Below are 21,722 nucleotides of genomic sequence, written 5' to 3' on the forward strand. Positions count from 1 at the left end.
CTGTCAGTCGGTGTCGAGCACCTGCCGGGCGACAGCGAACGACAGGCCGGAGGGGAAGCCGCGGCGGGCGAGCATACTGAGGATGCGGCGCTGGCGGGTCTCATACGGAAGAGCGCGAGTCGAGGCTGCCTTCTTCTCCGCCACGGCGTAGGCGAGATCCCATTCATCGTCGATCTCACCGAGCGCGTCATCGGCGATCGGCCCGTCGATGCCCTTCTTCTTCAGCTCCCGGCGCAGTGCTGACTGTGAGAGCTTGCGCTGTTCGCGTTTGGCCCGCACGAAGCTGTGGGCGAAGTTCGCGTCATCGAGCAACTTCGAACGCTGCAGGCGTTCGATGAGGGCATCGACGATGTCCTCAGGGTGCCCTCGGCCGAGTAGCTTCTCCCGCAGCTCTGACGAGGAGTGATCGCGGGCAGCGAGCATGTTGAGCGCACGTTTCTTCGCCCGCTTGTACTCCGGGTCGTCAGCGATCGGATCCGGCTGCTCGTCTGCGACGGACTCAGTGAGCGATGCAGACGAGTGTGCACCGTGGATCCGCCCGTCAGTGCCGACGGAGTCGATCGCCTGCTGCAGAGCGGCCAGGACGTCCGCGGTGCTGCGGACGTCCTGGCCGGTTGCGTCATCAGCTCGGGACATTGTCCAGGGAGTCGGCTGCCGGTGCCGGAGCCTCAGGGGCTGCCTCGGCTTCTGCTGCCTCTTCCTCGACCTTGATGAGGCCCATCTTGTGCTTGATCTTCAGCTCGATCTCCTCAGCCAGGCCGGGATTGTCGCGCAGGAAGTTGCGCACGTTCTCCTTGCCCTGGCCGAGCTGGTCGCCGTCGTAGGTGAACCAGGAGCCGGACTTGCGGATGATGCCGTTGTCGACGCCCATGTCGATGAGGCTGCCCTCTCGCGAGATGCCCTGGCCGTAGATGATGTCGAACTCGGCCTGCTTGAACGGCGGGGCGACCTTGTTCTTCACGACCTTGACGCGGGTGCGGTTGCCCACGGCGTTGCCGGCTTCCTTGAGTGTTTCGATGCGGCGGACGTCCATCCGGACCGAGGAGTAGAACTTCAGTGCCTTACCGCCCGAGGTGGTCTCCGGGGAGCCGAAGAACACGCCGACCTTCTCACGCAGCTGGTTGATGAAGATCGCGGTTGTGCCGGAGTTGGCCAGGGCGCCGGTGAGCTTGCGCAGTGCCTGGGACATGAGGCGGGCCTGCAGGCCGACGTGCGAGTCGCCCATCTCGCCTTCGATCTCGGCCTTGGGTACGAGTGCGGCGACCGAGTCGATGACGATGACATCGAGTGCCCCGGAGCGGATGAGCATGTCGGCGATCTCAAGAGCCTGCTCACCGGTGTCCGGCTGCGAGACGAGCAGCTGGTCGGTGTCGACGCCGAGGGCCTTGGCGTATTCGGGGTCGAGTGCGTGCTCAGCGTCGATGAAGGCGGCGATGCCGCCGTTCTTCTGCGCATTGGCCACCGCGTGCAGGGCCACGGTCGTCTTACCCGAGGATTCCGGGCCGTAGACCTCGACGATGCGCCCGCGTGGGATGCCGCCGACGCCGAGGGCGATATCGAGGGCGATCGATCCGGTCGGGATCGCCGCGATGGGCTGGCGGGTCTCTTCGCCCAGGCGCATGACAGCGCCCTTGCCGAACTGGCGGTCGATCTGTGAGACGGTCGCTTCGAGCGCCTTCTCCCGGTTGCCGGCGGCCGGTGCGGCGCCGCGCGTGTTCTTCGCTGCCATGGATTCCTCCTTGAGGTGGTTCATCGATCTGCCAGCAACTCTAGGCTCCGGCACTGACATCGACTCGATTCACGATGTGAAGCTGTGGACAACCCGCGCGCTGCGCACCTGTGGTCACAGCCGGGCGGCGTATCTGGGCACCACTATAGCGGCTCATGCGAACATCAGTTCGAAATGTGCGGCGTGTCGTCGATGTTGGCCTCTGGTCGAAGCTCGCCTCTGCATGCGTGCCGCAGCGCCTTCGCTCGACGCCAGCGTCCCCGCACCTGCTCAGAACGGGTTGGCCCGCGGCTTCCTGTCCTGACCGAGCCAGCGCTCTTCGGGAACTCCTGCGGCAGCGCAGACAGCCAGCCAGATCTCACGCGCCTCGAATCCGGCTTCGAACGCCTCAGCCGGCGTGCGTGAGCCCAGTGTTGAGAGTGCCAGGTCTGTGTGCAGGGAGGCTGCGCGGATGGAGCCGAACTCGTCGTTCATCAGCTCCCAGTAGGCGGTATGGCGCATCAGGCCTGTCCGGCGAGCGCTTCGTCTGCGAGCACGCGCTCGGACAGCTCGGCGGGAACGGTGTCGGGAATGTCGACGCCTTCGCTGATCGCGAAGCGGTCGCTGACCTCGCGCAGCAGCAGGGAGACCGGCATATCGAGGGCTTCGCAGATGGCGGCGAGCAGCTCGGAGGAGGCCTCCTTCTGGCCGCGTTCGATCTCACTCAGGTAGCCCAGGGACACGCTGGCCCCGGTGGAGACGTCGCGCAGGGTTCGGTTCTGCCGGCGACGTGCGGTCCTCAGCGTGTCACCGATCTCGGTCCGCAGAAGAGTCATGTGCGTCCTTTCTCAGCGACAGGGTTCATGTGAAACCTTCAACACCGCGGTGCTGTGGTTTGTTCCATCCAATCTACCGTTTCCGTCAATCCGGCGCCGCCTCAGGGCCGCTGTTTAAGACAATGCCCAGCGATCTTGCACCCAGGCGGCCAGCTGGGACAGGCAGGCCTCGACGGTCGCCTGCCGGATCTGGGCGCGGTCGCCGGAGAAATCGTGGCCCACCACCTCGGGTTCGGCCATCTGCGGAACGAGCAGGGCGGTGAAGACCCGGCCGACCGGCTGGCCGTCCTGCGGGTCCGGTCCGGCGACCCCGGTGCAGGCCAATGCGATATCGGCCTGGCAGGCGCGGGCCGCGCCGGTGGCCATCTGGGCGGCGACCTGCGGGTGGACCGCTCCCGAGGTGGTGAGCAGGTCGGCGTCGACGCCGGCCAGTGCGGTTTTGAGGTCGGTGGCATAGGTGACCAGTCCCCCGCGCAGCACGGCCGAGGCGCCGGGCACGTCGGCGATCGTGGCCGCGAGCTTCCCGGCGGTCAGCGATTCGCAGGTGGCCACGGTCAGCCCGGCGGTGGTGAGGCGGCGGATGATCTCGGCGACGGTCACGGGGTGACCTTGAGCCGCTTGTAGATCTGGACGAGGTAGTCCACGCCGGTGACGATCGTGACGATGACCGCGGCGGTGAGCACGACCCAGGCGAGGATGACGAGCCAGAACGTCACGATGGCCGGCAGCACGGCGTGCAGCGGAGCGATGGCGATGAACAGCGCCAGCGCAACGGTCTGCAGCACGGTCTTGAGCTTGCCGCCCTTCGAGGCCGGCAGCACGATCCGCTTGACGATGAGGAGTCTGAGGATGGTGATGCCGAACTCGCGGATGAGGATGATGACCGGGATCCAGATCGGCAGCACGCCGATCCACCACAGGCCCAGCAGGGCGGCGGACATGAGGGCCTTGTCGGCGATCGGGTCGGCGATCTTGCCGAAGTCGGTGATGAGGTTGTAGCGGCGGGCGATGTCACCGTCGATCTTGTCGGTGATCATCGCAAGCAGGAAGATGATGAGGGCCCACAGCCGCCACACCGGGTCGAGGCCGTCGTGGGCGAGCAGCACGAAGAGGAAGACGGGGACGAGCAGGATCCGCACCGTCGTGAGGACGTTCGGGACGTTGAAGTTGCTCGGCTTCTGGGCAGCCGCATCGTGTGAAGTCATCACCGGCCAGTCTAGCCGCTCACTCACCCCCTGTTCAGGCCGGTGGCTGGGCCTCCAGCAGGTATCGGCAGCCGAGGTCGGCGCACAGTGCTGCGAGCTGATCGGTCAGCCGTGCGGCCAGTGGGATGCCGTGGGCTGAGCGGTCGGCGCGGTGGGCGATCTGCGGGTCTCCTGCGACCTGGACGGGCACGGCCGGGTCCAGCGGTGCGGCTGCCCGCAGGTCCTCCCGCAGCTGCGCGGTGTAGCCGGCTGCCGGGTTGGCGGGATTGACGAGACCGGGGTCGATGGCGATGAAGGTGTAGCCGACGTCGTGGAAGCCGTCCCTGTTGCCCGGCTGGTCGGCTCCGCCGAGTGCTGCAGACAGGATCTGCACCATGGTCGCCAGTCCGTAGCCTTTGTGCCCGGCGGCCTGCGGGCCGGGCCCGCCGAGCGGGCTGAGGCCGTAATTGCCGGATTCGTCGGTCAGCCCGGCATAGGCGGCTGCGGCGTTCCGGACCGGTGCGCCGGTGGTGTCGGTGACCCAGTCGGCGCCGAGCTGGCGGCCGGTGAGCTCGTGGACCTTCACCTTGTTCAGCGGCACGGTCGTGGTGGCCATGTCGAGGACGACGGGTTCGTCGTCACCGGCCGGGGCTGCGAAGCCGATCGGGTTGGTGCCCATGAACGGGTGCTTTGCGCCCGTCGGGGTCTGCAGCGCGCCGCGGGTCGAGCACATCGACAGGCCGATGAGGCCCTCGCGGGCGGCCATGATCGCGTAGTAGCCGGCGGCGCCGTAGTGGTTGGCGCGGTGCACGGTGGCCAGCCCGATGCCGTATTCCCGGGCCTTAGCCATCGCCTGGCGCATCCCCGCGTGCCCGGCCAGGTGCCCGAATCCGGCGCGGGCGTCGATGAGGACGCTGGCCCTGTGGTCGTGTTCGACGACCGGTGCGGCGGCCGGGTCGATGGAGCCCTCGGCGATCTCCTGGTGGTAGATCGGCAGCATCGAGATGCCGTGGGAGTCGATGCCGGAGAGGTCGGTGTGGAACATCACCTCGGTGCAGATCTCAGCGGCCCGCGCATCGGCCCCGAACGCGCGCATGATCTCCAGGATCTGCTCCCGGGTCGAGGCGGCGGTGAAGCGCTGTTCGCTCACCGGTTCGTCAGCTGCCAAGCGTCTTCACCGGAGGCCTCGACGATCTCCAGGCCGGTGTCCGGGTCGATGTCGCCGGGCTGGAAGCCGGCGGCGTCGTCGTCGGAGGTCACCGGCGAGTCATAGGCCTGGTCGGTCTCCGGCATGCCAGCTGCGTCATCCGTGCCCGAGGCGGCCGGCGCCTCGGGTGCGGCTGGCGGGTCTTCGCCGCGCAGGCGGGCGATGACCTCGGGCAGCTGTTCGGGGGTGATGAGCACGTCGCGGGCCTTCGGGCCCTCTGAGGGGCCGACGATGCCGCGGGATTCGAGCAGGTCCATGAGCCGGCCGCCCTTGGCGAAGCCGACCCGCAGCTTGCGCTGCAGCATCGACGTCGACCCGAACTGGGTGGTGACGACCTGCTCGGCTGCCTGGATGAGCAGCTCGAGGTCATCGCCGATCTCCTCGTCGATGACCTTCTTGGGCTCGTCGACGGCGACGTCCTCGCGGTAGACCGGGGTGAGCTCGCCCTTGACGTGCTCGACGACGGTGTGGATCTCCGATTCGTTGACCCACGCGCCCTGCACGCGCATCGGCTTGGCTGCGCCCATCGGCAGGAACAGCGCATCGCCCTGGCCGATGAGCTTCTCCGCGCCCGGCTGGTCGAGCACGACGCGCGAGTCGGCCAGCGAGGAGGTCGCGAACGCCAGGCGGGAGGGCACATTGGCCTTGATGAGGCCGGTGACGACGTCGACCGAGGGCCGCTGGGTGGCGAGCACGAGGTGGATGCCGGCGGCGCGGGCGAGCTGCGTGATCCGCTGGACGGAGGCCTCGACATCGCGGGGGGCGACCATCATGAGGTCGGCGAGCTCGTCGATGACGACGAGCAGGTACGGGTACGGGTGGAGTTCGCGCTCCGAGCCGGGAGGCGCGGTGACGGTGCCCTCGCGGACGGCCTTGTTGAACTCCTTGACGTGTTTGAACCCGAAGTGGGCCAGGTCGTCGTACCGGGTGTCCATCTCCCGCACCACCCAGTCGAGAGCCTCGGCGGCCTTCTTCGGGTCGGTGATGATCGGGGTGATGAGGTGCGGGATGCCGGCGTAGATGGTGAGCTCGACGCGTTTGGGGTCGACGAGGATCATGCGCACCTCGTCGGGGGTCGCGCGCATCATGATCGAGGTGATCATCGAGTTGACGAAGCTCGACTTGCCCGAACCGGTCGCACCAGCGACGAGCAGGTGCGGCATCTTCGCCAGATCGGCGACGACGAAGCCGCCTTCGACGTCCTTGCCGAGCCCGACGACCATCGGGTTCTCCGTCTGCCGGGCGGCCTGCGAGCGCAGGACATCGCCGAGCGCGACGGTTTCGCGGTCGGTGTTGGGGATCTCGATGCCGATCGCCCGCTTGCCCGGGATCGGCGAGATGATGCGGACATCCGGGCTGGCGACGGCGTAGGCGATGTTCTTCGACAGCGCGGTGACCTTCTCGACCTTGACACCGGTGCCGAGCTCGACGATGTAGCGGGTGACGGTCGGGCCGCGGGAGAAGCCGGTGACGTGGGCGTCGATGCCGAATTGGTCGAACACCTCGCGCAGGGATTCGACGACCCGGTCGTTGGCCTCGGAGCGCTCCTTGGCCGGCGGGCCGGCGACGAGCGCGTCGGATGAGGGCAGCGTGTAGGTGACGTCGCCTGCCAGGGTCAGCTGTTCGGTGCGCTCCGGCAGCTCGCCGGTGGCCTGCGGGGCAGGCGTGGAGACATTGGGCACCGTGCCTGCCGCCGCACCGGCGCGTCCAGCCGCAGCGGCGGCGCTGTCAGCCGCTCCCGAGGCGCCGAGCACGCGGGTGGCGGCATCCTCCTTGATCTTCGCGGCGTCCTGTTCGGCCTTGGTGGGGCGGCGCTCACCGGGCTTGGGGCCGACGGCGTCGACATCGTAGAGCTCATCGTGGGCCGGTGTGTCGCCGGCGATGTCGTTCTCGTGGATATAGGCCTTGTCATAGGCCGGGTCGGCTTCTGGGTCGGCAGCGGCCTTGGCGAGTTCGGCTTCGACGTCGAGCTTCTTCTTCCGCGACCGGCGCTTGGAGCCCATCGGCTTGAGCGTGTTCGTCTGCCGGCCTTCGCTGACGAGGTCATCGGCGGCCGGGGTCTCGTCCTCATCGGCGTGGGCCGGCTGAGTGTGGCCGGTCAGGGCGCAGTAGGCGTCGTAGATGCGCTGCGGGATCCGGTTGACCGGGGTGGCGGTGATGACGAGGACGGAGAAGAGTCCGAGCAGTACGAGCAGAGGCACGGCGACATACGAGGTGGTGGCGGCGACCAGCGGTGAGGAGATGATGAACCCGAGCGCGCCGCCGCCGTTGATGAGTGCGGCGTGCGAATTGGCGAACGTCGGGGTGCCCACGGCGATGTGCGCCAGGCCTGCAGCGGCGAAGGTGAAGCCGATGAGGCCGATGAGGATGCGGTTGTTGCCGCGGGTTTCGCGGCCGCGCAGGAACAGCCGCAGCGCGTAGCCGAGCAGCAGCACCGGCAAGGCGAGGGCGACCCGGCCGAAGGTGCCTTCGACGACGGCGCGCACGCCGTCACCGAACGGGCCGGGAATGTGCCACCATTCGAAGGCGGCGAAGACGATGGCGAGGCCGACGAGGAAGAAAGCCGTGCCGTCGCGGCGGTTGGGATTGTCGTCGTCGGGTGTCTCGGTGAACACGGTGCGGGCGCGGTTGCCTGCCATATGTGCCACTCCCATCCATGCCCCAGTGAACACGCTGGGTCCCTGGGTGTCGTGAGTCCCCTTGGGGCCGCGCGCAGCGGGAGCGGCCTGCGTGCCGCGCCTCTTGCGTCCGGTACCAGCGGGGGAAGTCGTACTGGTCGCCATGATGCCTATCGTAGGGGCGAGGTGGCGGGCCGGGCCGAATTTGGCTCGGCGTGTAGGGAAATGGCGCGGCGGCTGCCGACTGTCCGGCAGCCGCCCCCGGTCACTGCACGGCGGCCTCGGCTCCGGGGACGACGACGACCATCGGCACGATCATCGGCCGGCGGCGCAGCCGTGAGGAGATCCAGCGGCCGATGGTGCGGCGGATGATCTGCTGGAGCTTGTACTGGTCCTTGACCCCGTCGGTGAGCGCTTCGGCCACTGCGTCGGCGATCTTGGGTTTGATGTGGTCGAACACATTGTCGTCTTCGGCCATGCCGCGGGAGTTGATGACCGGCCCGGTGATGATTTTCTGCGCCTGTGTGTCGACGGTCATGAAGATCGACACGAAGCCCTCGCCGGCGAGGATGCGCCGGTCCTTGAGGTCGGCTTCGGTGATCTCGCCGACCGAAGAGCCGTCGACGAAGACGTATTCGCAGTCGACAGCTCCGACCACCCGGGCGCGGCCGTCCTTGAGGTCGACGACCCAGCCGTCATCGGCGATGACGATGTTCTCCTCCGGCACGCCGGTCTGGGCGGCGAGCTTGCCGTTGGCGAGCATGTGCCGCCATTCGCCGTGGACGGGCATGACGCCCTTGGGCTTGACGATGTTGTAGCAGTACAGCAGCTCCCCGGCCGAGGCGTGGCCCGAGACGTGCACTTTGGCGTTGCCCTTGTGCACGACACGGGCGCCGAGCTTCATGAGCCCGTTGATGACGCGGTAGACCGAGGTCTCATTGCCGGGGATGAGCGAGGAGGCGAGGATGATCGTGTCATCGGCGCTCACCTCGACCTTCGGATGCGCGCCGTTGGCCATCCGCGACAGCGCTGCCATCGGCTCGCCCTGCGAACCGGTGCACATGAGCACGATCTGGTCATCGGGATACTTGTCGAGGTCCTTGAGGTCGATGATGACTCCGCGGGGGGCGTGGAGGAAGCCGAGATCCTGCGCGATCTTCATATTGCGCACCATCGACCGGCCGATGAGCACGACCTTGCGGCCGTGCGCCTGGGCGGCTTCGAGGACCTGCTGGACGCGGTGGACGTGGGAGGCGAAGGAGGCGACGATGACCCGCCCGGTGGCGGTGGAGACGACGGAGTCGAGGACCGGCCCGATGTCCTTCTCCGGGGCGGTGAAGCCGGGAACCTCGGCGTTGGTCGAGTCAGTGAGGAACAGGTCGACGCCCTCTTCGCCGAGGCGGGCGAAAGCACGCAGATCGGTGATCCGGCGGTCGAGCGGCAGCTGGTCCATCTTGAAATCGCCGGTGTGCAGCACGGTGCCCGCACCGGTGCGGATGAACACGGCCAGGGCGTCGGGGATCGAATGGTTGACGGCGACGAACTCCAGGTCGAAGGGCCCGAGCTGGTCGGCTTCGTTCTCGCGCACCACGCGGGTGACGGTCTTGCGCAGGCGGTGCTCCTTGAGCTTGGCCTCCACCAGCGCGAGAGTCAGCGAAGAGCCGAGGACGGGGATGTCCTCGCGGCGCTTGAGCAGGTAGGGCACCGCGCCGATGTGGTCTTCGTGACCGTGGGTGAGGACCAGGCCGACGATGTCGTCCATCCGGTCGTCGAGGTAGCTGAAGTCAGGCAGGATGAGGTCGATGCCAGGCTGCTCCTCTTCGGGGAAGAGGACACCGCAGTCGACGATGAGCAGCTTGCCGCGGTACTCGAAGACGGTCATGTTCCTGCCGACCTCGCCGAGGCCGCCGAGGGCGACGATGCGCATCGCCTCGGGGTCTGCCTTCGGTGGGTCGCCGGGATCGATCGCGTAGTTCGTCATCTGGTTGGTCACGTGAGGTAACCGCTCCTTGTCATTTCGCGGCGCAGGAACTCCACCTGGTCCTCCGATGCTTCAAGCAGCGGCAGGCGGGTTGCGCGGGTGGGAAGCACACCCTGGAGCTGAAGCGCCGCCTTGGCGGAGATCGCTCCCGGCATGTGGTTCATGATGGCGTCGATGAGGCTGACGAGGCCCGCTGCCACGTCGCGGGCAGCGTTGAGATCGTTGGTGCCGACATACTCGGTCATCTGGGCGAGGCGGTCGGCGCAGATGTGCCCGGCGACGGAGACGACGCCGATCGCCCCGCAGCTCATGAGCGGCAGGTTGAGTGCGTCCTCACCGGAGTAGTAGGTCAGGCCCGTCTCGCTCATCACCTGCAGGGCCGAGGCGATGTCTCCCTTGGCGTCCTTGACGGCGAGGATGTTCGGGTGGGCGTCGAGGGCGGCCAGGGTGGCCGGCTCGAGCGGCACGCTGGAGCGGCCGGGAATGTCGTAGAGCATCACCGGCAGGTCGGTGGCATCGGCGACAGCGCGCATATGCGTGATGATGGCGTCCTGCGGCGGCTTCGAGTAGTACGGGGTGACGAGCAGCAGCCCGTCGGCACCGGCGTCGCGGGCCTGCTGGGCGAGCTCGATCGAATGGGTGGTGTTGTTCGTCCCGATCCCGGCGACGAGCTTGGCGCGATCACCGGCGCCGCGGCGGGCGGCGGTGAGCAGTTCGGACTTCTCGGCATCGGTCGTCGTGGGTGATTCGCCGGTGGTCCCGGAGATGACGAGCATGTCGTTGCCGAGGTCGACGAGGTGGGCGGCGAGCGCCTCGGCGGTGTCGTAGTCGACCTCTCCCGAGGCGGAGAAGGGAGTCACCATTGCGGTGCCGACCGTGCCGAAGGCCGCGGCAGCATCGCGTGCCTGCGCAGAGTTCACCATAGCCATGCTCTCATCCTACCGCCGCCGCTCGCAGCTGAGAGGACAGGCACGGCGGCTGTGAAAGAATCGAGGGCGATATTCCGCGCCTCGCATCACCGGGAGGATCCATGTCCGACACGCCTGCCGGCCCGCCTGCTGCCAGGCCGGCCACCGCCTCGGGGCCGGCCGCCGGGATGCGACTGCTGGGGGTGGATCTGGCGCGGTCGATCGCACTGCTGGGGATGATGATCACACATATCATTCCCCTCGATGACCCGGATCCGACGTGGGCGACGCTCTTCGCCGGCCGCTCCTCGGCCCTGTTCGCGGTGCTCGCCGGGGTCTCGGTGGTGCTCTCGACCCGCACGCTGCTCTCCGTGCCCGGACCGCGTGCCTGGCTGGCGGCCGCGTCCGGGCTGTGGGTGCGCGGGGCGGTGATCTTCGTCCTCGGCCTGCTGCTGGCCTCACTGGGTTCCTCAGTGGCGGTGATCCTCGCGAACTACGGGCTGATGTTCATCATCGCCTCGTTCCTGCTGCGCCTGCCCCGGCTGGCGCTGGGCATCCTGGCTCCGGTGTGGCTCATCGCCACCCCGTTCCTCAGCCATGCGCTGCGCACCGGGCAGGGCCTGTACCCCAGCTACGAGGTCCCGGATGTGCTCATGCTCGCCGATCCGGGGCTGCTGCTGACGGAGCTGGCGATCACCGGGTACTACCCGGTGCTGCAGTGGATGGGCTTCGTGCTGCTGGGCATGTGCATCGCCCGTCTCGACTGGACGTCGCGCAGCCTGTGGACCGGGCTGGCGTTCATCGGCTCCGCGGTGGCGGCACTGACGCTGTTCGCCTCCTCGCTGCTGCTGACGATGGGCGGGCGGGCCGTGCTCGAGGCCGAGCTCGCCTCGGGCGCGGATCCGTTCGGCTCCGAGCTGGAGTATCTGCTCGCGGTCGGCAGCTACGGCACGACCCTGCCGGGTTCCTGGTGGTGGCTGGTGATCGCCGGGCCGCACTCGGCCACTCCCCTGGACCTGCTGCATACCTCAGGGGTGGCGGTCGCGGTGCTGGCGGTGTGCATGCTCGCCGCTCGCGGGCCGGCGCTGCGCTGGCTGGCCCCGTTCATCGCAGCCGGTGCCATGCCGCTGAGCATCTACACCGTCCACGTCATCGGCGTGGAGATCACCGAAGCGCTCCTCCCGCCGCTGGCAGGGCTGGCGGTGCATATCGTCGCGGCCCTGGTCTTCGCCACCGTGTGGGTGCGCTTCGTCAGTCCGCGCGGACCACTCGAGTGGCCGCTCAGCCTACTGGTCGCCCGGGTGCGGGCAGGACTCCTGCCGGCACCGCCGGCCTCGCGGGCGTGAGCCGGTCTCAGACGGCTGTCTTCTCCAGCTTGATCGCGTGCCGCATCGCCGCACGTGCCCTGCGCCGGTCCCCGGCGGCATCGTAGGCGCAGGAGAGGCGGAACCAGCTGCGCCAGTCATCGGGGGCCGCTTCGGTTTCGGCGCGGTACTTCTCGAACTCCTCCTCGGCTGCTGCGCGGATGATCTTGCCGCCGGGGGTGCGCGGAAGCGTGTCCGGCGGCAGTCCGCCCTCCGTGCCGAGGATCCTGGCCAGGCGCTCCATCGCGGAGCCGAAGAGCAGCTCGCGGATGAGCGCCCATGCCCCGACGATGGGCAGGACGAGGAGTGCGATCCCGAGTGCTTTGGCGATGAGGTTGGGATCGCTGAGCATGATCCAGGCGCGCTGGAGCATGAAGATGAGGTACAGGACCAGCAGCGCTGAGATGATGAGTGCGCCGAGCTTCGCTTTCGACATGCGTATAGCGGTGCTCAGATCGACAGGAAGTGCTCGAGCCCGACGGTCAGGCCGGGCTTGTCGCCGATGGCGCGCACAGCGGTGATGATGCCGGGCATGAATGCCTGTGTGTCGAAGGTGTCGGTGCGGATGGTGAGCGCCTCGCCCTGGGAGCCGAACATGATCTCCTCACTGGCGTTCATGCCAGCCTGCCGGACGGCGTGGACGTGGATACCGTCGATGACTGCTCCGCGGGCGCCGTCGGGGTCCGATTCGGTGGCGTCCGGAGCAGGCCCGAGGCCTGCCCGCTGGCGGGCGGCGGCGATCCGCTGGGCGGTGTGGGCGGCGGTTCCCGAGGGCGCATCGAGTTTGCGCGGATGGTGGATCTCGAGCACTTCAGCGGAGTCGAAGTAGCCGGCGGCGATCTCAGCGAAGTGCATCGCCAGCACCGCGCCGATCGAGAAGTTCGGAGCGATGAGCACGCCGGTGTTTGGCTGATCGGCCAGCTGCTGCTCCAGTGCGTCGAGGCGTTGGGCGTCCCAGCCGGTGGTGCCGACGACGGTGTCGATGCCGCGGGAGACGAGGAAAGCGACGTTGTCGGCGGTCGCCTTGGGCACGGTGAGTTCGACGGCGACGTCGATATCGGCGTCGGTGAGGGAGTCGAGGGAGTCGGAGCTGCCGAGTGCGGCGGCGAGTTCAAGTCCGTCTGCGGCTTCGATCGCTTCGACGGCGTGGCTGCCCATGCGTCCGTGAGCTCCGATGACGGCGACGCGGATTGCGCTCATGTTCCTCTTTTCAGGTCGCGGGTGCGTGGGTTTCAGTCTAGTGCCCGGCGGCGTCCGAGGCGGTGTGGCCTTCGCGACTCAGCTGCCATGGCCGGGGATCGCCGGCCGGCTGCTTGTCCGGCGCCGAGGGTCACCCGCGCGCACATGGTGCCTTCGCCCCCGTGGGGACGGGCTTCTGGGCGAAGCGCGCCGCTGCGAGAGCGTCTGCGATCTCCGGGATGTTGGACTGCAGGTCGACGTCGGCATCGTTAAGCGCTGCCTGGCGGATGTCGATGAGCTGGACGGCGGTCTCCGGCTGCCAGCGTGCGAGGCGGAAGATGGAATCGGTCATCGTGACAAGAGAAGGCGCCTTGTGCTGAATGCAGTGGCGGCCCGGATCCGGGTGGATCCGAGCCGCCGGGGGTTCAGTGCGCGGCGGTTCAGCCGAGCAGCATGCCCTTGGTCTGCTGGCGGGCGCGCTCGAAGCGGGCTCCCGCGTCCTCCCAGTTGACGACGTTCCACCAGGCCTTGACGTAGTCGGGCTTGACGTTCTGATAGTCGAGGTAGAAGGCGTGCTCCCACATGTCGAGCTGCAGAACCGGCACACCGCCGAGCTGGATATCGGACTGCTGGTCCTTCAGCTGGCCGATGAGCAGGTTTCCGCCGAGTGCGTCGTAGTACAGCACAGCCCAGCCCGAACCCTGGATGGTGGTCGCGGCGGTGGTGAACTGCTCGCGGAACTTGTCGAACGAGCCGAAGGCGTCGTCGATGGCTGCTGCGAGTTCGCCGACCGGCTTGTCGCCGCCGTCCGGGGACATGTTGTTCCAGAAGATCGAGTGGTTGACATGGCCGCCGAGGTTGAACTGCAGGTCGCGGGTGAGCTTCGGCAGGTTCGACAGATCGCCGGACTCACGGGCCTCGGCCAGCTGCTCCAAGGCGGTGTTGGCGCCCTTGACGTAGGTGGCGTGGTGCTTGTCGTGGTGCAGCTCCATGATCTTGGCCGAGATATGCGGCTCAAGTGCTGCGTAGTCATAGGGCAGGTCCGGGAGCGTGTACTGCTCAACCATGAGAATCCTCCTCATACGTGGATGACGGCCCGTCGGTTGTGCCAGGCTCTGTCCGGCATAACGGGCTCGCTACCCACCTTATTCCATCGCTCAATCAGTTTCAGAAGTGAGGAAGTGAATATCTCGTCATGGTCCGAAGAGGAAGGCGCCGACGTACATGGCAGTCGGCACGCAGCACACGCCGCCGATGAGCGAGATGAATCCCCAGGCGATCCGCGCAGCCCCCTCCAGCCGGTGGTGGAACGGCGCGCAGACGGCGCCGATAGTGTCGATGGCGGACGGGGCGGGAGGCGGGTGCCGGTCATCGGGCCCGAGGCGGTGGTGTCCGAGGTGCGGGTCTGCTGGGTTCACGAAGGGGTCTTGGGAGTCTCATTCGTCTCGGGAAGGCGGGGTGCGGTCTCCGGTCCTATCGCTCTCCCCTGCGCGCAGCTCTGCCGCGCGCCTGCCGACGGTTAGGATGGCCGGCAAGCGGATCACCTGAGATGAGGAGTCGTCATGCAGCCGGTCTTCGACGCGCACCTGCACATCATCGATCCGGGCTTTCCGCTCACGGCCAATGACGGGTATCTGCCCGATCCCTTCACCGTCGCTGACTACCGGCAGCGCATCGCAGGCCTGCCAGCTTCTGCCGGCATGGAGGTCGTCGGCGGTGCGGTCGTGTCCGGGTCGTTCCAGGGCTTCGACCAGACGCATCTTGTCGCAGCGCTTGCAGCTCTCGGTTCGGGTTTCGTCGGGGTCACGCAGGTGCCGGTCAGTGTCACGGATGCTGAGATCGATGCGCTCGATGCCGCAGGAGTGCGGGCGGTGCGGTTCAATCTGCGCCGCGGAGGCTCCGCCGGCATCGAGGATGCCGAACTGCTCGCGCGGCGGGTCTGGGATCGCGCCGGCTGGCATGCCGAGTTCTATCTCGATGCCCGAGATCTCAGCCAGCTCAGCCCGCTGCTGACCCGGCTGCCGCAGGTGAGCATCGACCACCTCGGACTCTCACAGGCTGGGTTTCCGCAGCTGCTGCGCCTCGCTGAAGCCGGTGCCAAGATCAAGGCCACCGGTTTCGGCCGGATCGAATTCGACCCAACCGGTGCCCTGCGGCGGATCGCCGAGGCGAACCCGCAGGCGCTCATGGCTGGTACCGATCTGCCCTCGACGCGGGCAGATCGGCCCTTCGCCGACGACGACCTCACCCTCGTCCGCGACGTGCTGACTCCTGCACAGACGCAGGCGGCACTGTGGGGCAATGCCGCCGAGCTCTACCTGCGCACACGCCACCCCGGCACGGACGACAGCGTCAGCTAAGCAGCCCGGGTCACTGCGGCAGGTGCGTGTGTCACTGCGGCAGGCGCAGGTCCCCGCGCGGGCCGAGGGTGACGAGCGCACGCGGTCCGGCAGCGAGGTCGGCAGCGATTGCCGAGACATCGGCTGGGGTGACCTTGCGGACGGTGTCGAGCAGGTTCTGCGGGGACTCCAGCGGAAGACCTGCGAGTTCGGAGCGGGCCAGCCGGTTCATCCGGACCGCGGAGCTCTCCAGGCTCAGCATCATCGACCCGGCTGCCTGAGCGACGATGTCGGCGACCTCCTCCTCGCCGGGCAGTTCGGCAGCGAGGCGCTCGAACTCAGCAACACACAGGTCGATGACGTCTTGGGCGGCGTGCGGGGCGCAGCCGGCGTACATGCCGAACTGGCCGGAATCCGAGTACCGGGAGGCGACGCTGTGGACGGAATAGGCCAGTCCGCGGTCTTCGCGCACGGACTGGAACAGCCGTGAGGACATCCCGCCGCCGAGCAGCGAGAACATGACGGAGAACGCGAACCGGCGCTCATCGCCTTCGCTCAGCCCGGGCATGCCGATGATGATGCCCTGCTGTTCGGTGTCCTTGCCGATGCATGCGGTTTCCGAGGCGAACTCAGGCGCGACACGCGACGGGCGGACCACCTCGGGCGCGGCATCCGGCAGATGAGCAGTCGCTTTGGTGACGAGCGCGACGATCTGCTCATGGGTGGCCCCGCCTGCTGCGGTGAACACCAGCCGCGGGCCGATGTAGGCGGTCTCGTAGTGCTCGCGCAGCACCGTGTGGGCAAGGGTGCGGATCTGCTCCTTCGTCGCCCCGACCGGCCGGCCGAGCGGGTGGCCGGGGTAGACGAGGGCGTCGAACTTCTCGTACAGCACATCGGTCGGGTCGTCGGCGGCCATCGCGAGCTCCTCGATGATGACGCCGCGTTCGCGTTCGAACTCGCCGGCATCGAGCGTGGCGTGAAGCACCATGTCCCACAGCAGGTCGGTGACCGGCGGCAGGTCGTCGACCAGGCAGCGGGAGAAGTAGCAGGTGTACTCCTTCGACGTCACCGCATTCGACTCGCCGCCGGTGCGGTCGAAGATCTGTGCGATCTGTTTGGCCGACCGTCTGGTGGTGCCCTTGAACAGCATGTGCTCGAGGAAATGGGTCGAGCCTGCCGTCAGGTCGGTTTCGTCGCGGGAGCCGGAGTCGACCCACACGCCGACGGTCTCCGATGCCAGCGAGGGCATGGTCTCGGTGATGACGCGGATACCCGAAGGGAGGACAGAGCGCCAGACGCTGCTGTCCTCCCCCAGGAGCTGTTCGGTGTGCAGAGGATTACTCCTGTTCGCCTGCTTCTTCCTCTTCGCCTGCGACCGGGACGAGCGAGAGCTTGCCACGGTCGTCGACCTTGGTGATCTCGACCTGGATCTTCTGCCCGACACCGAGGACGTCTTCGACGTCTTCGACGCGCTTGCCGCCGTTGAGCTTCTTGAGCTCGGAGATGTGCAGCAGGCCGTCCTTGCCCGGGGTCAGCGAGACGAAGGCACCGAAGGACATGCACTTGACGACGGTGCCGAGGTAACGCTCACCGACCTCGGGGACCTGCGGGTTGGCGATCGCGTTGATCGCCGAGCGCGCCGCTTCAGCCGAGGTGCCGTCGGTGGCGCCGATGAGCACCGTGCCGTCGTCTTCGATGCTGATCTCAGCGCCGGTGTCCTCCTGGATCTGGTTGATCATCTTGCCCTTGGGGCCGATCACCTCGCCGATCTTGTCGACCGGGATGTTGACCGAGATGATCCGCGGTGCGGTCGGGTTCATCTCCGCCGGTGCGGAGATGGTCTCGTTCATGACATCGAGGATCACGAGGCGGGCGTCCTTGGCCTGCTTGAGCGCCGCAGCAAGCACCGAGGCCGGGATGCCGTCGAGCTTGGTGTCGAGCTGGATGGCGGTGATGAAGTCCTTGGTGCCTGCGACCTTGAAGTCCATGTCGCCGAAGGCGTCCTCGGCACCGAGGATGTCGGTCAGTGCGGCGTAGGCGGTCTGCGGTCCGTCAGCGGTGTCGATGACGTCGGAGACCAGGCCCATGGCGATGCCGGCGACCGGGGCGCGCAGCGGCACACCGGCTTCGAGCATCGACAGGGTCGAAGCGCACACCGAGCCCATCGAGGTCGAACCGTTCGAGCCGAGGGCCTCGGAGACCTGGCGGATCGCGTACGGGAACTCCTCGCGGCTGGGCAGCACCGGCACGAGCGCGCGCTCGGCGAGTGCGCCGTGGCCGATCTCGCGGCGCTTGGGGCTGCCGACTCGGCCGGTCTCACCGGTCGAATACGGCGGGAAGTTGTAGTGGTGCAGGTAGCGCTTCGAGGTGACCGGCGACAGCGAGTCGATCTGCTGCTCGAGCTTGAGCATGTTGAGCGTGGTGACGCCGAGGATCTGGGTCTCACCGCGCTCGAACAGCGCCGAGCCGTGCACCCGCGGGATGACGCCGGTCTCGGCGGTCAGCGGGCGGATGTCCTTGAGACCGCGGCCGTCGATGCGGATCTGGTCGGTGAGGATGCGCTTGCGCACGATGTCCTTGGTCAGAGCATCGAGGGCTGCGACGATCTCCTGCTCGCGGCCTTCGAACTGCTCGCCGAGGTCGGTGAGCACCTTTGCGAGGAGTTCGTCACCGGCGGCTTCGCGCTCCTTCTTGTCAGCGATCTGGAAGTTCTTCGTCTGCTGCTCGCGGGCAGCGGATTCGACGGCGGCGTAGACGTCGTCCTCGTAGGGCTTGAACACCGGGAACTCGGCGACGGGCTTGGCGGCCTTGTCGGCCAGCTCCTGCTGGGCGCGGCACAGCTCCTGGATGAACGGCTTGGCGGCTTCGAGGCCCTCAGCCACGATCTCCTCGGTCGGGACGGTGCCGCCGGTGCGCATGGTGTTCCAGGCGTTCTCCGACGCTTCGGCCTCGACCATCATGATGGCGACGTCGTCACCGACGACACGGCCGGCAACCGCCATGTCGAACACGGCGTTCTCCAGCTGCGAGTGGTTCGGGAACGCAACCCACTGGTCGTCGATGAGGGCGACGCGCACGCCGCCGATCGGGCCGGAGAACGGCAGACCGGAGAGCTGGGTCGACATCGAGGCGGCGTTGATGGCCAGGGTGTCGTAGATGTGGTCGGGGTGGATCGCCATGACGTTGACGACGATCTGCACCTCGTTGCGCAGGCCCTTGACGAACGACGGGCGCAGCGGCCGGTCGATGAGGCGGCAGGCGAGGATCGCATCGGTCGAGGGGCGTCCCTCGCGGCGGAAGAACGAGCCGGGGATGCGGCCGGCGGCGTACATGCGCTCTTCGACGTCGACGGTGAGCGGGAAGAAGTCGAGGTGCTCCTTCGGGTTCTTGCTCACGGCGGTCGCCGAGAGCAGCATCGTCTCGTCGTCGAGGTAGGCGACGGCGCAGCCTGCGGCCTGCTGGGCGAGGCGGCCGGTTTCGAAGCGGACGGTGTGGGAGCCGAAGCGCCCGTTGTCAATGTGGGCAACAGCAGATTCGGGATTGATTCCCAAGTGTTTCTCCATTCGGGTTCTGCGCTCGGGCTCTCTGCCCGGCGCGCGGATCGCCTGCGCTGGAAGATTTGCGGCGGGTGGGCAGGGCTGCGCACACGCGAGCCGGCTGCAGGGGATCCGGTCATCGATCGAGGCCCACGCACGAGGTGCGGAGGCCACTACCGACCACCGGAGCTTCGTCAGCTGCCGGTTCCAGGCTCATGGTCAGTGTAACAAGCAGGTCTCCTGCACTGAAAACGCGAGAGGGAACCGCCGTGTCCGGCGATTCCCTGTCGCGTCGTGCAGATCGCTTTCGCTCAGCGGCGCAGGCCGAGGCGAGCGATGAGCGAACGGTAGCGCTCGATGTCGATCTGCTGCAGGTACTTGAGCATGCGGCGGCGCTGACCGACGAGCAGCAGGAGGCCACGACGCGAGTGGTGGTCGTGCTTGTGCTCCTTGAAGTGCTCGGTCAGGTCGGTGATGCGCTTGGTCAGGATTGCGACCTGGACCTCGGGAGATCCCGTGTCGCCTTCGTGAGTTGCATATTCCTTGATGATGTCCTGCTTGACCTTCGGATCAAGTGCCATGAGACCTCTCCTTCTTCCACGTCGTTGCGCGGCGCCGGAGCCTTCTGCTCCGGCCCTGTCAGACCGCGGCCGGCGTGACGGCATGCTGAAAAGACAGCGTCGGTCAGCTTAGCACACTGCGGACTTCGGAGACATCCTCGTGCATCTGGGCGATGAGGTCCTCCATTCCGTCGAAGGTGATTTGGCCGCGGATGAGCTTGACGAACTCCAGGCTCATGGTCGATCCGTAGACGTCGAAGTCGGCGAACTCCTTGTCGAGCACATAGGCCTCGACCCGCCGGCAGACGCCGTCGAAGGTCGGATTGGTGCCGACCGAGATCGCCGCCGGGTAACCCTCGGGGTCGGAATCGAAGTGGGCGATGCCGGCGTAGACGCCATCGGCGGGCACCATGCCCTCGCTGTCCTCGCCGAGGTTGGCGGTCGGGAAACCGAGCTCACGGCCGCGGGCATCGCCGTGGACGACGGTGCCGGCCACGGTGTGCGGGGAGCCGAGCACCTCGGCGGCGGCGTCAACGCGGCCTTCGGCCAGCAGTTCGCGCACGAGAGTCGAGGAGTCCCGGCCGGTCGTATCAGGGGCGTGGCCGACGTCGTCGATGGTGACGATCTCCAGGCCGTTGTCGGCGCCGAGCCGTTTGAGGGTCTCGATGGTGCCGTGGTTGCCGCGGCCGAAGCGCACGTCGCGGCCGACGGCGACGAGCTTGGCGCGCAGCCGGCCGACGAGGTAGTCGTTGACGAAGTCCTCAGCGGTCTGGTCGGCGAAGTCGAGTGAGTATCGCTGCACGAGCACTGCGTCGATGCCGGTCTCCGACATCCGGGCCAGCCGCTCGGTCAGCCCGGTGATCTGCTCGGGTGCCGAGTCGGGGGCGTGGACGCTGCGCGGGTGGGGGTCGAAGGTGATCGCCAGGGACCGCAGGCCGCGTACGCGGGCGAGCTCGGCGAGCTGGCCGAGCACGGCCTGGTGGCCGCGGTGCACGCCGTCGAAGTTGCCGAGCGTGACGGCGGTGTGACCGAAATCGGGTGGGATCTGGTCGATGTCCCAGAGAACTTCCACTTCTCGCCCCTTCCCAGGCGTCGCTGGTCTCATATCGCTGGTGTCGAATACCGCCACAACGTTACCGCACGCAAAGCCCTGCTCTGCTCATGCCGGGGGCTGCTGGGCGATGCCCGCGGCGGTCTTGAGCTTCTCGCCGCGGCGTTCGATGACGGCGATGAGCTCACCGGAGCAGATGCCGGCCCAGGGCCCCGGTCCCGAGGCGGTGGCCGGGTCGATGAACTGGCCGCTGAGCAGGGCTCGTGATTCCTCGGCTGTGAGATCGCGCACCGGCAGGACCTGCGCGGCAGCGGTGGCGAGGTCGATCGGTACGGGAGGCTGCACCGCCTCGGGGGTGGTGAGGTCGTCTGGCAGCTGGTGGCCGGGGAGTTCGAAGGGGCCGACGTGGGTGCGGCGCAGTGCGGTGAGGTGGCCGTAGACGCCGAGGCCCGCGCCGAGGTCGCGGGCCAGTGCCCGGATGTAGGTGCCCGAGGTGCAGGAGACGGTGACGTCAATGTCGATGGCCGGCGGTTCGGTGTCGAGCTGCCGGCGGATGTCGTGGATGTCGAAGCCGGTGATCGTCACCGGCCGGGCTTCGAGCTGCACGTCGGTACCGGCGCGGACGAGCTGGTAGGCGCGTTTGCCGTCGACCTTGATCGCCGAGACGGCGCTGGGCACCTGCTCAATCGGCCCGCGCATCGAGTCGACGCCGGCGTGGGTCTGCTCATCCGTGACGGCGGCCAGGGCGGCAGGGTCGGCGAACCGGTCGGCTGCTGAGTCGGCGTCATCGGATGGGGTGGAGGCGCCGAGCCGGATGGTGGCGGTGTAGGTCTTGTCGAGGCCGATGAGGTAGGTCAGCAGCTTGGTGCCGCGGCCCAGGCCTGCCACGAGCACCCCGGTGGCCATCGGGTCGAGCGTGCCGGCGTGGCCGACCCGCCGGGTGCCGTACCAGCGGCGCAGCCGGGAGACCACGGCATGGGAGGACATGCCGGTGGGCTTGTCGATGATGAGGATGCCGTTGACCGGCGAGTCGGTGCGCTTGGCCATGAAGGGTGTCTCCGGTCGCTCGGCGGACATGACAGCAGGCTCAAGCCTAGCGCTTGAGCCTGCTGTGGGAGAGTCGGGCGCGGGGGGGGGGCCCGCCGGGCTCGTCACTTGAGGGAGACGCGCACTTGGTCGTAGCGGGTGGCGGAGCCGCCGCCCCGGGTCTCCCTCGGCGTTGCCCTCCTGACCGTCGTCGGCGGGTCGGAC

Annotated in this window: 22 protein-coding genes; 2 read left to right on the forward strand and 20 right to left on the reverse strand. The window is 67.8% G+C overall.

Annotation, left to right across the window (positions count from 1 at the left end; all coding sequences use genetic code 11):
* Positions 1–3: 3 nt before the first annotated feature.
* From B4E96_RS04895 to dapA, 10 genes are all read right to left on the reverse strand, one after another.
* Complete coding sequence (locus B4E96_RS04895; RefSeq protein ID WP_286956606.1) at positions 4–636, reverse strand: regulatory protein RecX; 633 nt, start codon at positions 634–636, stop codon at positions 4–6.
* Positions 623–1,729 carry a recombinase RecA gene (recA, locus tag B4E96_RS04900; RefSeq protein ID WP_259835861.1) on the reverse strand — a complete coding sequence of 369 codons (1,107 nt, stop codon included), beginning with the start codon at positions 1,727–1,729 and terminating at the stop codon, positions 623–625. Before recA ends, B4E96_RS04895 begins: the two co-directional genes overlap by 14 nt.
* A 270-nt stretch (positions 1,730–1,999) precedes the next feature.
* Positions 2,000–2,230, reverse strand: a complete 231-nt coding sequence (locus tag B4E96_RS04905; RefSeq protein ID WP_259797842.1) for a DUF3046 domain-containing protein — start codon at positions 2,228–2,230, stop codon at positions 2,000–2,002.
* Entirely contained in the window at positions 2,230–2,544 is a 315-nt protein-coding gene (locus B4E96_RS04910) for a helix-turn-helix domain-containing protein (RefSeq protein ID WP_102162627.1), read from the reverse strand. Before B4E96_RS04910 ends, B4E96_RS04905 begins: the two co-directional genes overlap by 1 nt.
* Before the next feature lie 114 nt (positions 2,545–2,658).
* Positions 2,659–3,144 (reverse strand): CinA family protein, encoded by a 486-nt coding sequence (locus B4E96_RS04915; RefSeq protein WP_259835859.1) that lies wholly within the window; start codon positions 3,142–3,144, stop codon positions 2,659–2,661.
* Positions 3,141–3,749, reverse strand: coding sequence for a CDP-diacylglycerol--glycerol-3-phosphate 3-phosphatidyltransferase (gene pgsA / locus B4E96_RS04920; protein ID WP_259797851.1), 609 nt, complete (start codon positions 3,747–3,749; stop codon positions 3,141–3,143). The genes B4E96_RS04915 and pgsA overlap by 4 nt, the downstream gene beginning before the upstream one ends.
* 34 nt (positions 3,750–3,783) lie before the next feature.
* Positions 3,784–4,896 (reverse strand): Ldh family oxidoreductase, encoded by a 1,113-nt coding sequence (locus B4E96_RS04925; protein WP_257995180.1) that lies wholly within the window; start codon positions 4,894–4,896, stop codon positions 3,784–3,786.
* The gene (locus B4E96_RS04930) at positions 4,875–7,718 is read right to left on the reverse strand and encodes a DNA translocase FtsK (protein WP_414632673.1); all 2,844 of its coding nucleotides are present in this window, start codon (positions 7,716–7,718) and stop codon (positions 4,875–4,877) included. Before B4E96_RS04930 ends, B4E96_RS04925 begins: the two co-directional genes overlap by 22 nt.
* Positions 7,719–7,818: 100 nt before the next feature.
* Complete coding sequence (locus B4E96_RS04935) at positions 7,819–9,534, reverse strand: ribonuclease J (RefSeq protein ID WP_286956615.1); 1,716 nt, start codon at positions 9,532–9,534, stop codon at positions 7,819–7,821.
* A gap of 8 nt (positions 9,535–9,542) precedes the next feature.
* On the reverse strand, positions 9,543–10,463 hold the full coding sequence (gene dapA, locus B4E96_RS04940) for a 4-hydroxy-tetrahydrodipicolinate synthase (protein WP_259856038.1): 921 nt from the start codon (positions 10,461–10,463) through the stop codon (positions 9,543–9,545).
* A 101-nt stretch (positions 10,464–10,564) separates the two neighbouring features.
* Here dapA and B4E96_RS04945 point away from each other — a divergent pair, with 101 nt between their 5' ends.
* Positions 10,565–11,788, forward strand: coding sequence for a DUF1624 domain-containing protein (locus tag B4E96_RS04945; RefSeq protein WP_259856037.1), 1,224 nt, complete (start codon positions 10,565–10,567; stop codon positions 11,786–11,788).
* Positions 11,789–11,795: 7 nt separating this feature from the next.
* Here B4E96_RS04945 and B4E96_RS04950 read toward each other — a convergent pair whose 3' ends face one another.
* The 5 genes from B4E96_RS04950 to B4E96_RS04970 all read right to left on the reverse strand — a co-directional run bounded on the left by B4E96_RS04950 (position 11,796) and on the right by B4E96_RS04970 (position 14,403).
* A complete protein-coding gene (locus tag B4E96_RS04950) occupies positions 11,796–12,242 on the reverse strand; it encodes a hypothetical protein (protein WP_259835853.1) in 447 nt (148 codons plus the stop codon).
* 14 nt (positions 12,243–12,256) lie between these two features.
* Positions 12,257–13,006: a 4-hydroxy-tetrahydrodipicolinate reductase gene (gene dapB, locus B4E96_RS04955; protein WP_102162621.1), complete on the reverse strand. Its 750-nt coding sequence runs from the start codon at positions 13,004–13,006 to the stop codon at positions 12,257–12,259.
* 130 nt (positions 13,007–13,136) lie between these two features.
* Entirely contained in the window at positions 13,137–13,337 is a 201-nt protein-coding gene (locus B4E96_RS04960; protein WP_102162620.1) for a hypothetical protein, read from the reverse strand.
* 88 nt (positions 13,338–13,425) lie between these two features.
* A complete protein-coding gene (locus B4E96_RS04965; protein ID WP_102162619.1) occupies positions 13,426–14,052 on the reverse strand; it encodes a superoxide dismutase in 627 nt (208 codons plus the stop codon).
* Between the two features lie 126 nt (positions 14,053–14,178).
* The gene (locus B4E96_RS04970; RefSeq protein ID WP_102162618.1) at positions 14,179–14,403 is read right to left on the reverse strand and encodes a hypothetical protein; all 225 of its coding nucleotides are present in this window, start codon (positions 14,401–14,403) and stop codon (positions 14,179–14,181) included.
* A gap of 144 nt (positions 14,404–14,547) precedes the next feature.
* Here B4E96_RS04970 and B4E96_RS04975 point away from each other — a divergent pair, with 144 nt between their 5' ends.
* Positions 14,548–15,345, forward strand: coding sequence for an amidohydrolase family protein (locus tag B4E96_RS04975; RefSeq protein WP_286956607.1), 798 nt, complete (start codon positions 14,548–14,550; stop codon positions 15,343–15,345).
* Positions 15,346–15,376: 31 nt separating this feature from the next.
* Here the strand turns inward: B4E96_RS04975 and B4E96_RS04980 are convergent, their stop codons facing one another.
* From B4E96_RS04980 to truB, 5 genes are all read right to left on the reverse strand, one after another.
* Positions 15,377–16,657 carry a M16 family metallopeptidase gene (locus B4E96_RS04980; protein WP_286956616.1) on the reverse strand — a complete coding sequence of 427 codons (1,281 nt, stop codon included), beginning with the start codon at positions 16,655–16,657 and terminating at the stop codon, positions 15,377–15,379.
* 4 nt (positions 16,658–16,661) lie between these two features.
* Entirely contained in the window at positions 16,662–18,887 is a 2,226-nt protein-coding gene (locus B4E96_RS04985; protein WP_170273446.1) for a polyribonucleotide nucleotidyltransferase, read from the reverse strand.
* Between the two features lie 284 nt (positions 18,888–19,171).
* A complete protein-coding gene (rpsO, locus tag B4E96_RS04990) occupies positions 19,172–19,441 on the reverse strand; it encodes a 30S ribosomal protein S15 (protein WP_102162614.1) in 270 nt (89 codons plus the stop codon).
* 103 nt (positions 19,442–19,544) lie between these two features.
* Positions 19,545–20,492 (reverse strand): bifunctional riboflavin kinase/FAD synthetase, encoded by a 948-nt coding sequence (locus tag B4E96_RS04995; RefSeq protein ID WP_286956609.1) that lies wholly within the window; start codon positions 20,490–20,492, stop codon positions 19,545–19,547.
* 87 nt (positions 20,493–20,579) lie between these two features.
* Positions 20,580–21,548, reverse strand: coding sequence for a tRNA pseudouridine(55) synthase TruB (truB, locus tag B4E96_RS05000; protein WP_286956610.1), 969 nt, complete (start codon positions 21,546–21,548; stop codon positions 20,580–20,582).
* Positions 21,549–21,722 lie beyond the last annotated feature (174 nt).

Origin of the sequence: Brevibacterium sp. UBA7493 (genome assembly GCF_002479565.1) — a bacterium.
GTDB lineage: Bacteria > Actinomycetota > Actinomycetes > Actinomycetales > Brevibacteriaceae > Brevibacterium > Brevibacterium luteolum.

What these genes read in the sequence shown, in the direction of transcription:
- B4E96_RS04910 (WP_102162627.1), bottom strand. Translation starts at nt 2,544, where the DNA reads ATGACTCTTCTGCGGACCGAGATCGGTGACACGCTGAGGACCGCACGT.
- B4E96_RS04935 (WP_286956615.1), bottom strand. Translation starts at nt 9,534, where the DNA reads ATGACGAACTACGCGATCGATCCCGGCGACCCACCGAAGGCAGACCCC.
- rpsO (WP_102162614.1), bottom strand. Translation starts at nt 19,441, where the DNA reads ATGGCACTTGATCCGAAGGTCAAGCAGGACATCATCAAGGAATATGCA.
- B4E96_RS04950 (WP_259835853.1), bottom strand. Translation starts at nt 12,242, where the DNA reads ATGTCGAAAGCGAAGCTCGGCGCACTCATCATCTCAGCGCTGCTGGTC.
- B4E96_RS04975 (WP_286956607.1), top strand. Translation starts at nt 14,548, where the DNA reads ATGCAGCCGGTCTTCGACGCGCACCTGCACATCATCGATCCGGGCTTT.
- recA (WP_259835861.1), bottom strand. Translation starts at nt 1,729, where the DNA reads ATGGCAGCGAAGAACACGCGCGGCGCCGCACCGGCCGCCGGCAACCGG.
- B4E96_RS04930 (WP_414632673.1), bottom strand. Translation starts at nt 7,718, where the DNA reads ATGGCGACCAGTACGACTTCCCCCGCTGGTACCGGACGCAAGAGGCGC.
- dapA (WP_259856038.1), bottom strand. Translation starts at nt 10,463, where the DNA reads ATGGCTATGGTGAACTCTGCGCAGGCACGCGATGCTGCCGCGGCCTTC.
- dapB (WP_102162621.1), bottom strand. Translation starts at nt 13,006, where the DNA reads ATGAGCGCAATCCGCGTCGCCGTCATCGGAGCTCACGGACGCATGGGC.
- pgsA (WP_259797851.1), bottom strand. Translation starts at nt 3,749, where the DNA reads ATGACTTCACACGATGCGGCTGCCCAGAAGCCGAGCAACTTCAACGTC.
- B4E96_RS04985 (WP_170273446.1), bottom strand. Translation starts at nt 18,887, where the DNA reads ATGGAGAAACACTTGGGAATCAATCCCGAATCTGCTGTTGCCCACATT.
- B4E96_RS04965 (WP_102162619.1), bottom strand. Translation starts at nt 14,052, where the DNA reads ATGGTTGAGCAGTACACGCTCCCGGACCTGCCCTATGACTACGCAGCA.
- truB (WP_286956610.1), bottom strand. Translation starts at nt 21,548, where the DNA reads ATGTCCGCCGAGCGACCGGAGACACCCTTCATGGCCAAGCGCACCGAC.
- B4E96_RS04960 (WP_102162620.1), bottom strand. Translation starts at nt 13,337, where the DNA reads ATGACCGATTCCATCTTCCGCCTCGCACGCTGGCAGCCGGAGACCGCC.
- B4E96_RS04945 (WP_259856037.1), top strand. Translation starts at nt 10,565, where the DNA reads ATGTCCGACACGCCTGCCGGCCCGCCTGCTGCCAGGCCGGCCACCGCC.
- B4E96_RS04905 (WP_259797842.1), bottom strand. Translation starts at nt 2,230, where the DNA reads ATGCGCCATACCGCCTACTGGGAGCTGATGAACGACGAGTTCGGCTCC.
- B4E96_RS04895 (WP_286956606.1), bottom strand. Translation starts at nt 636, where the DNA reads ATGTCCCGAGCTGATGACGCAACCGGCCAGGACGTCCGCAGCACCGCG.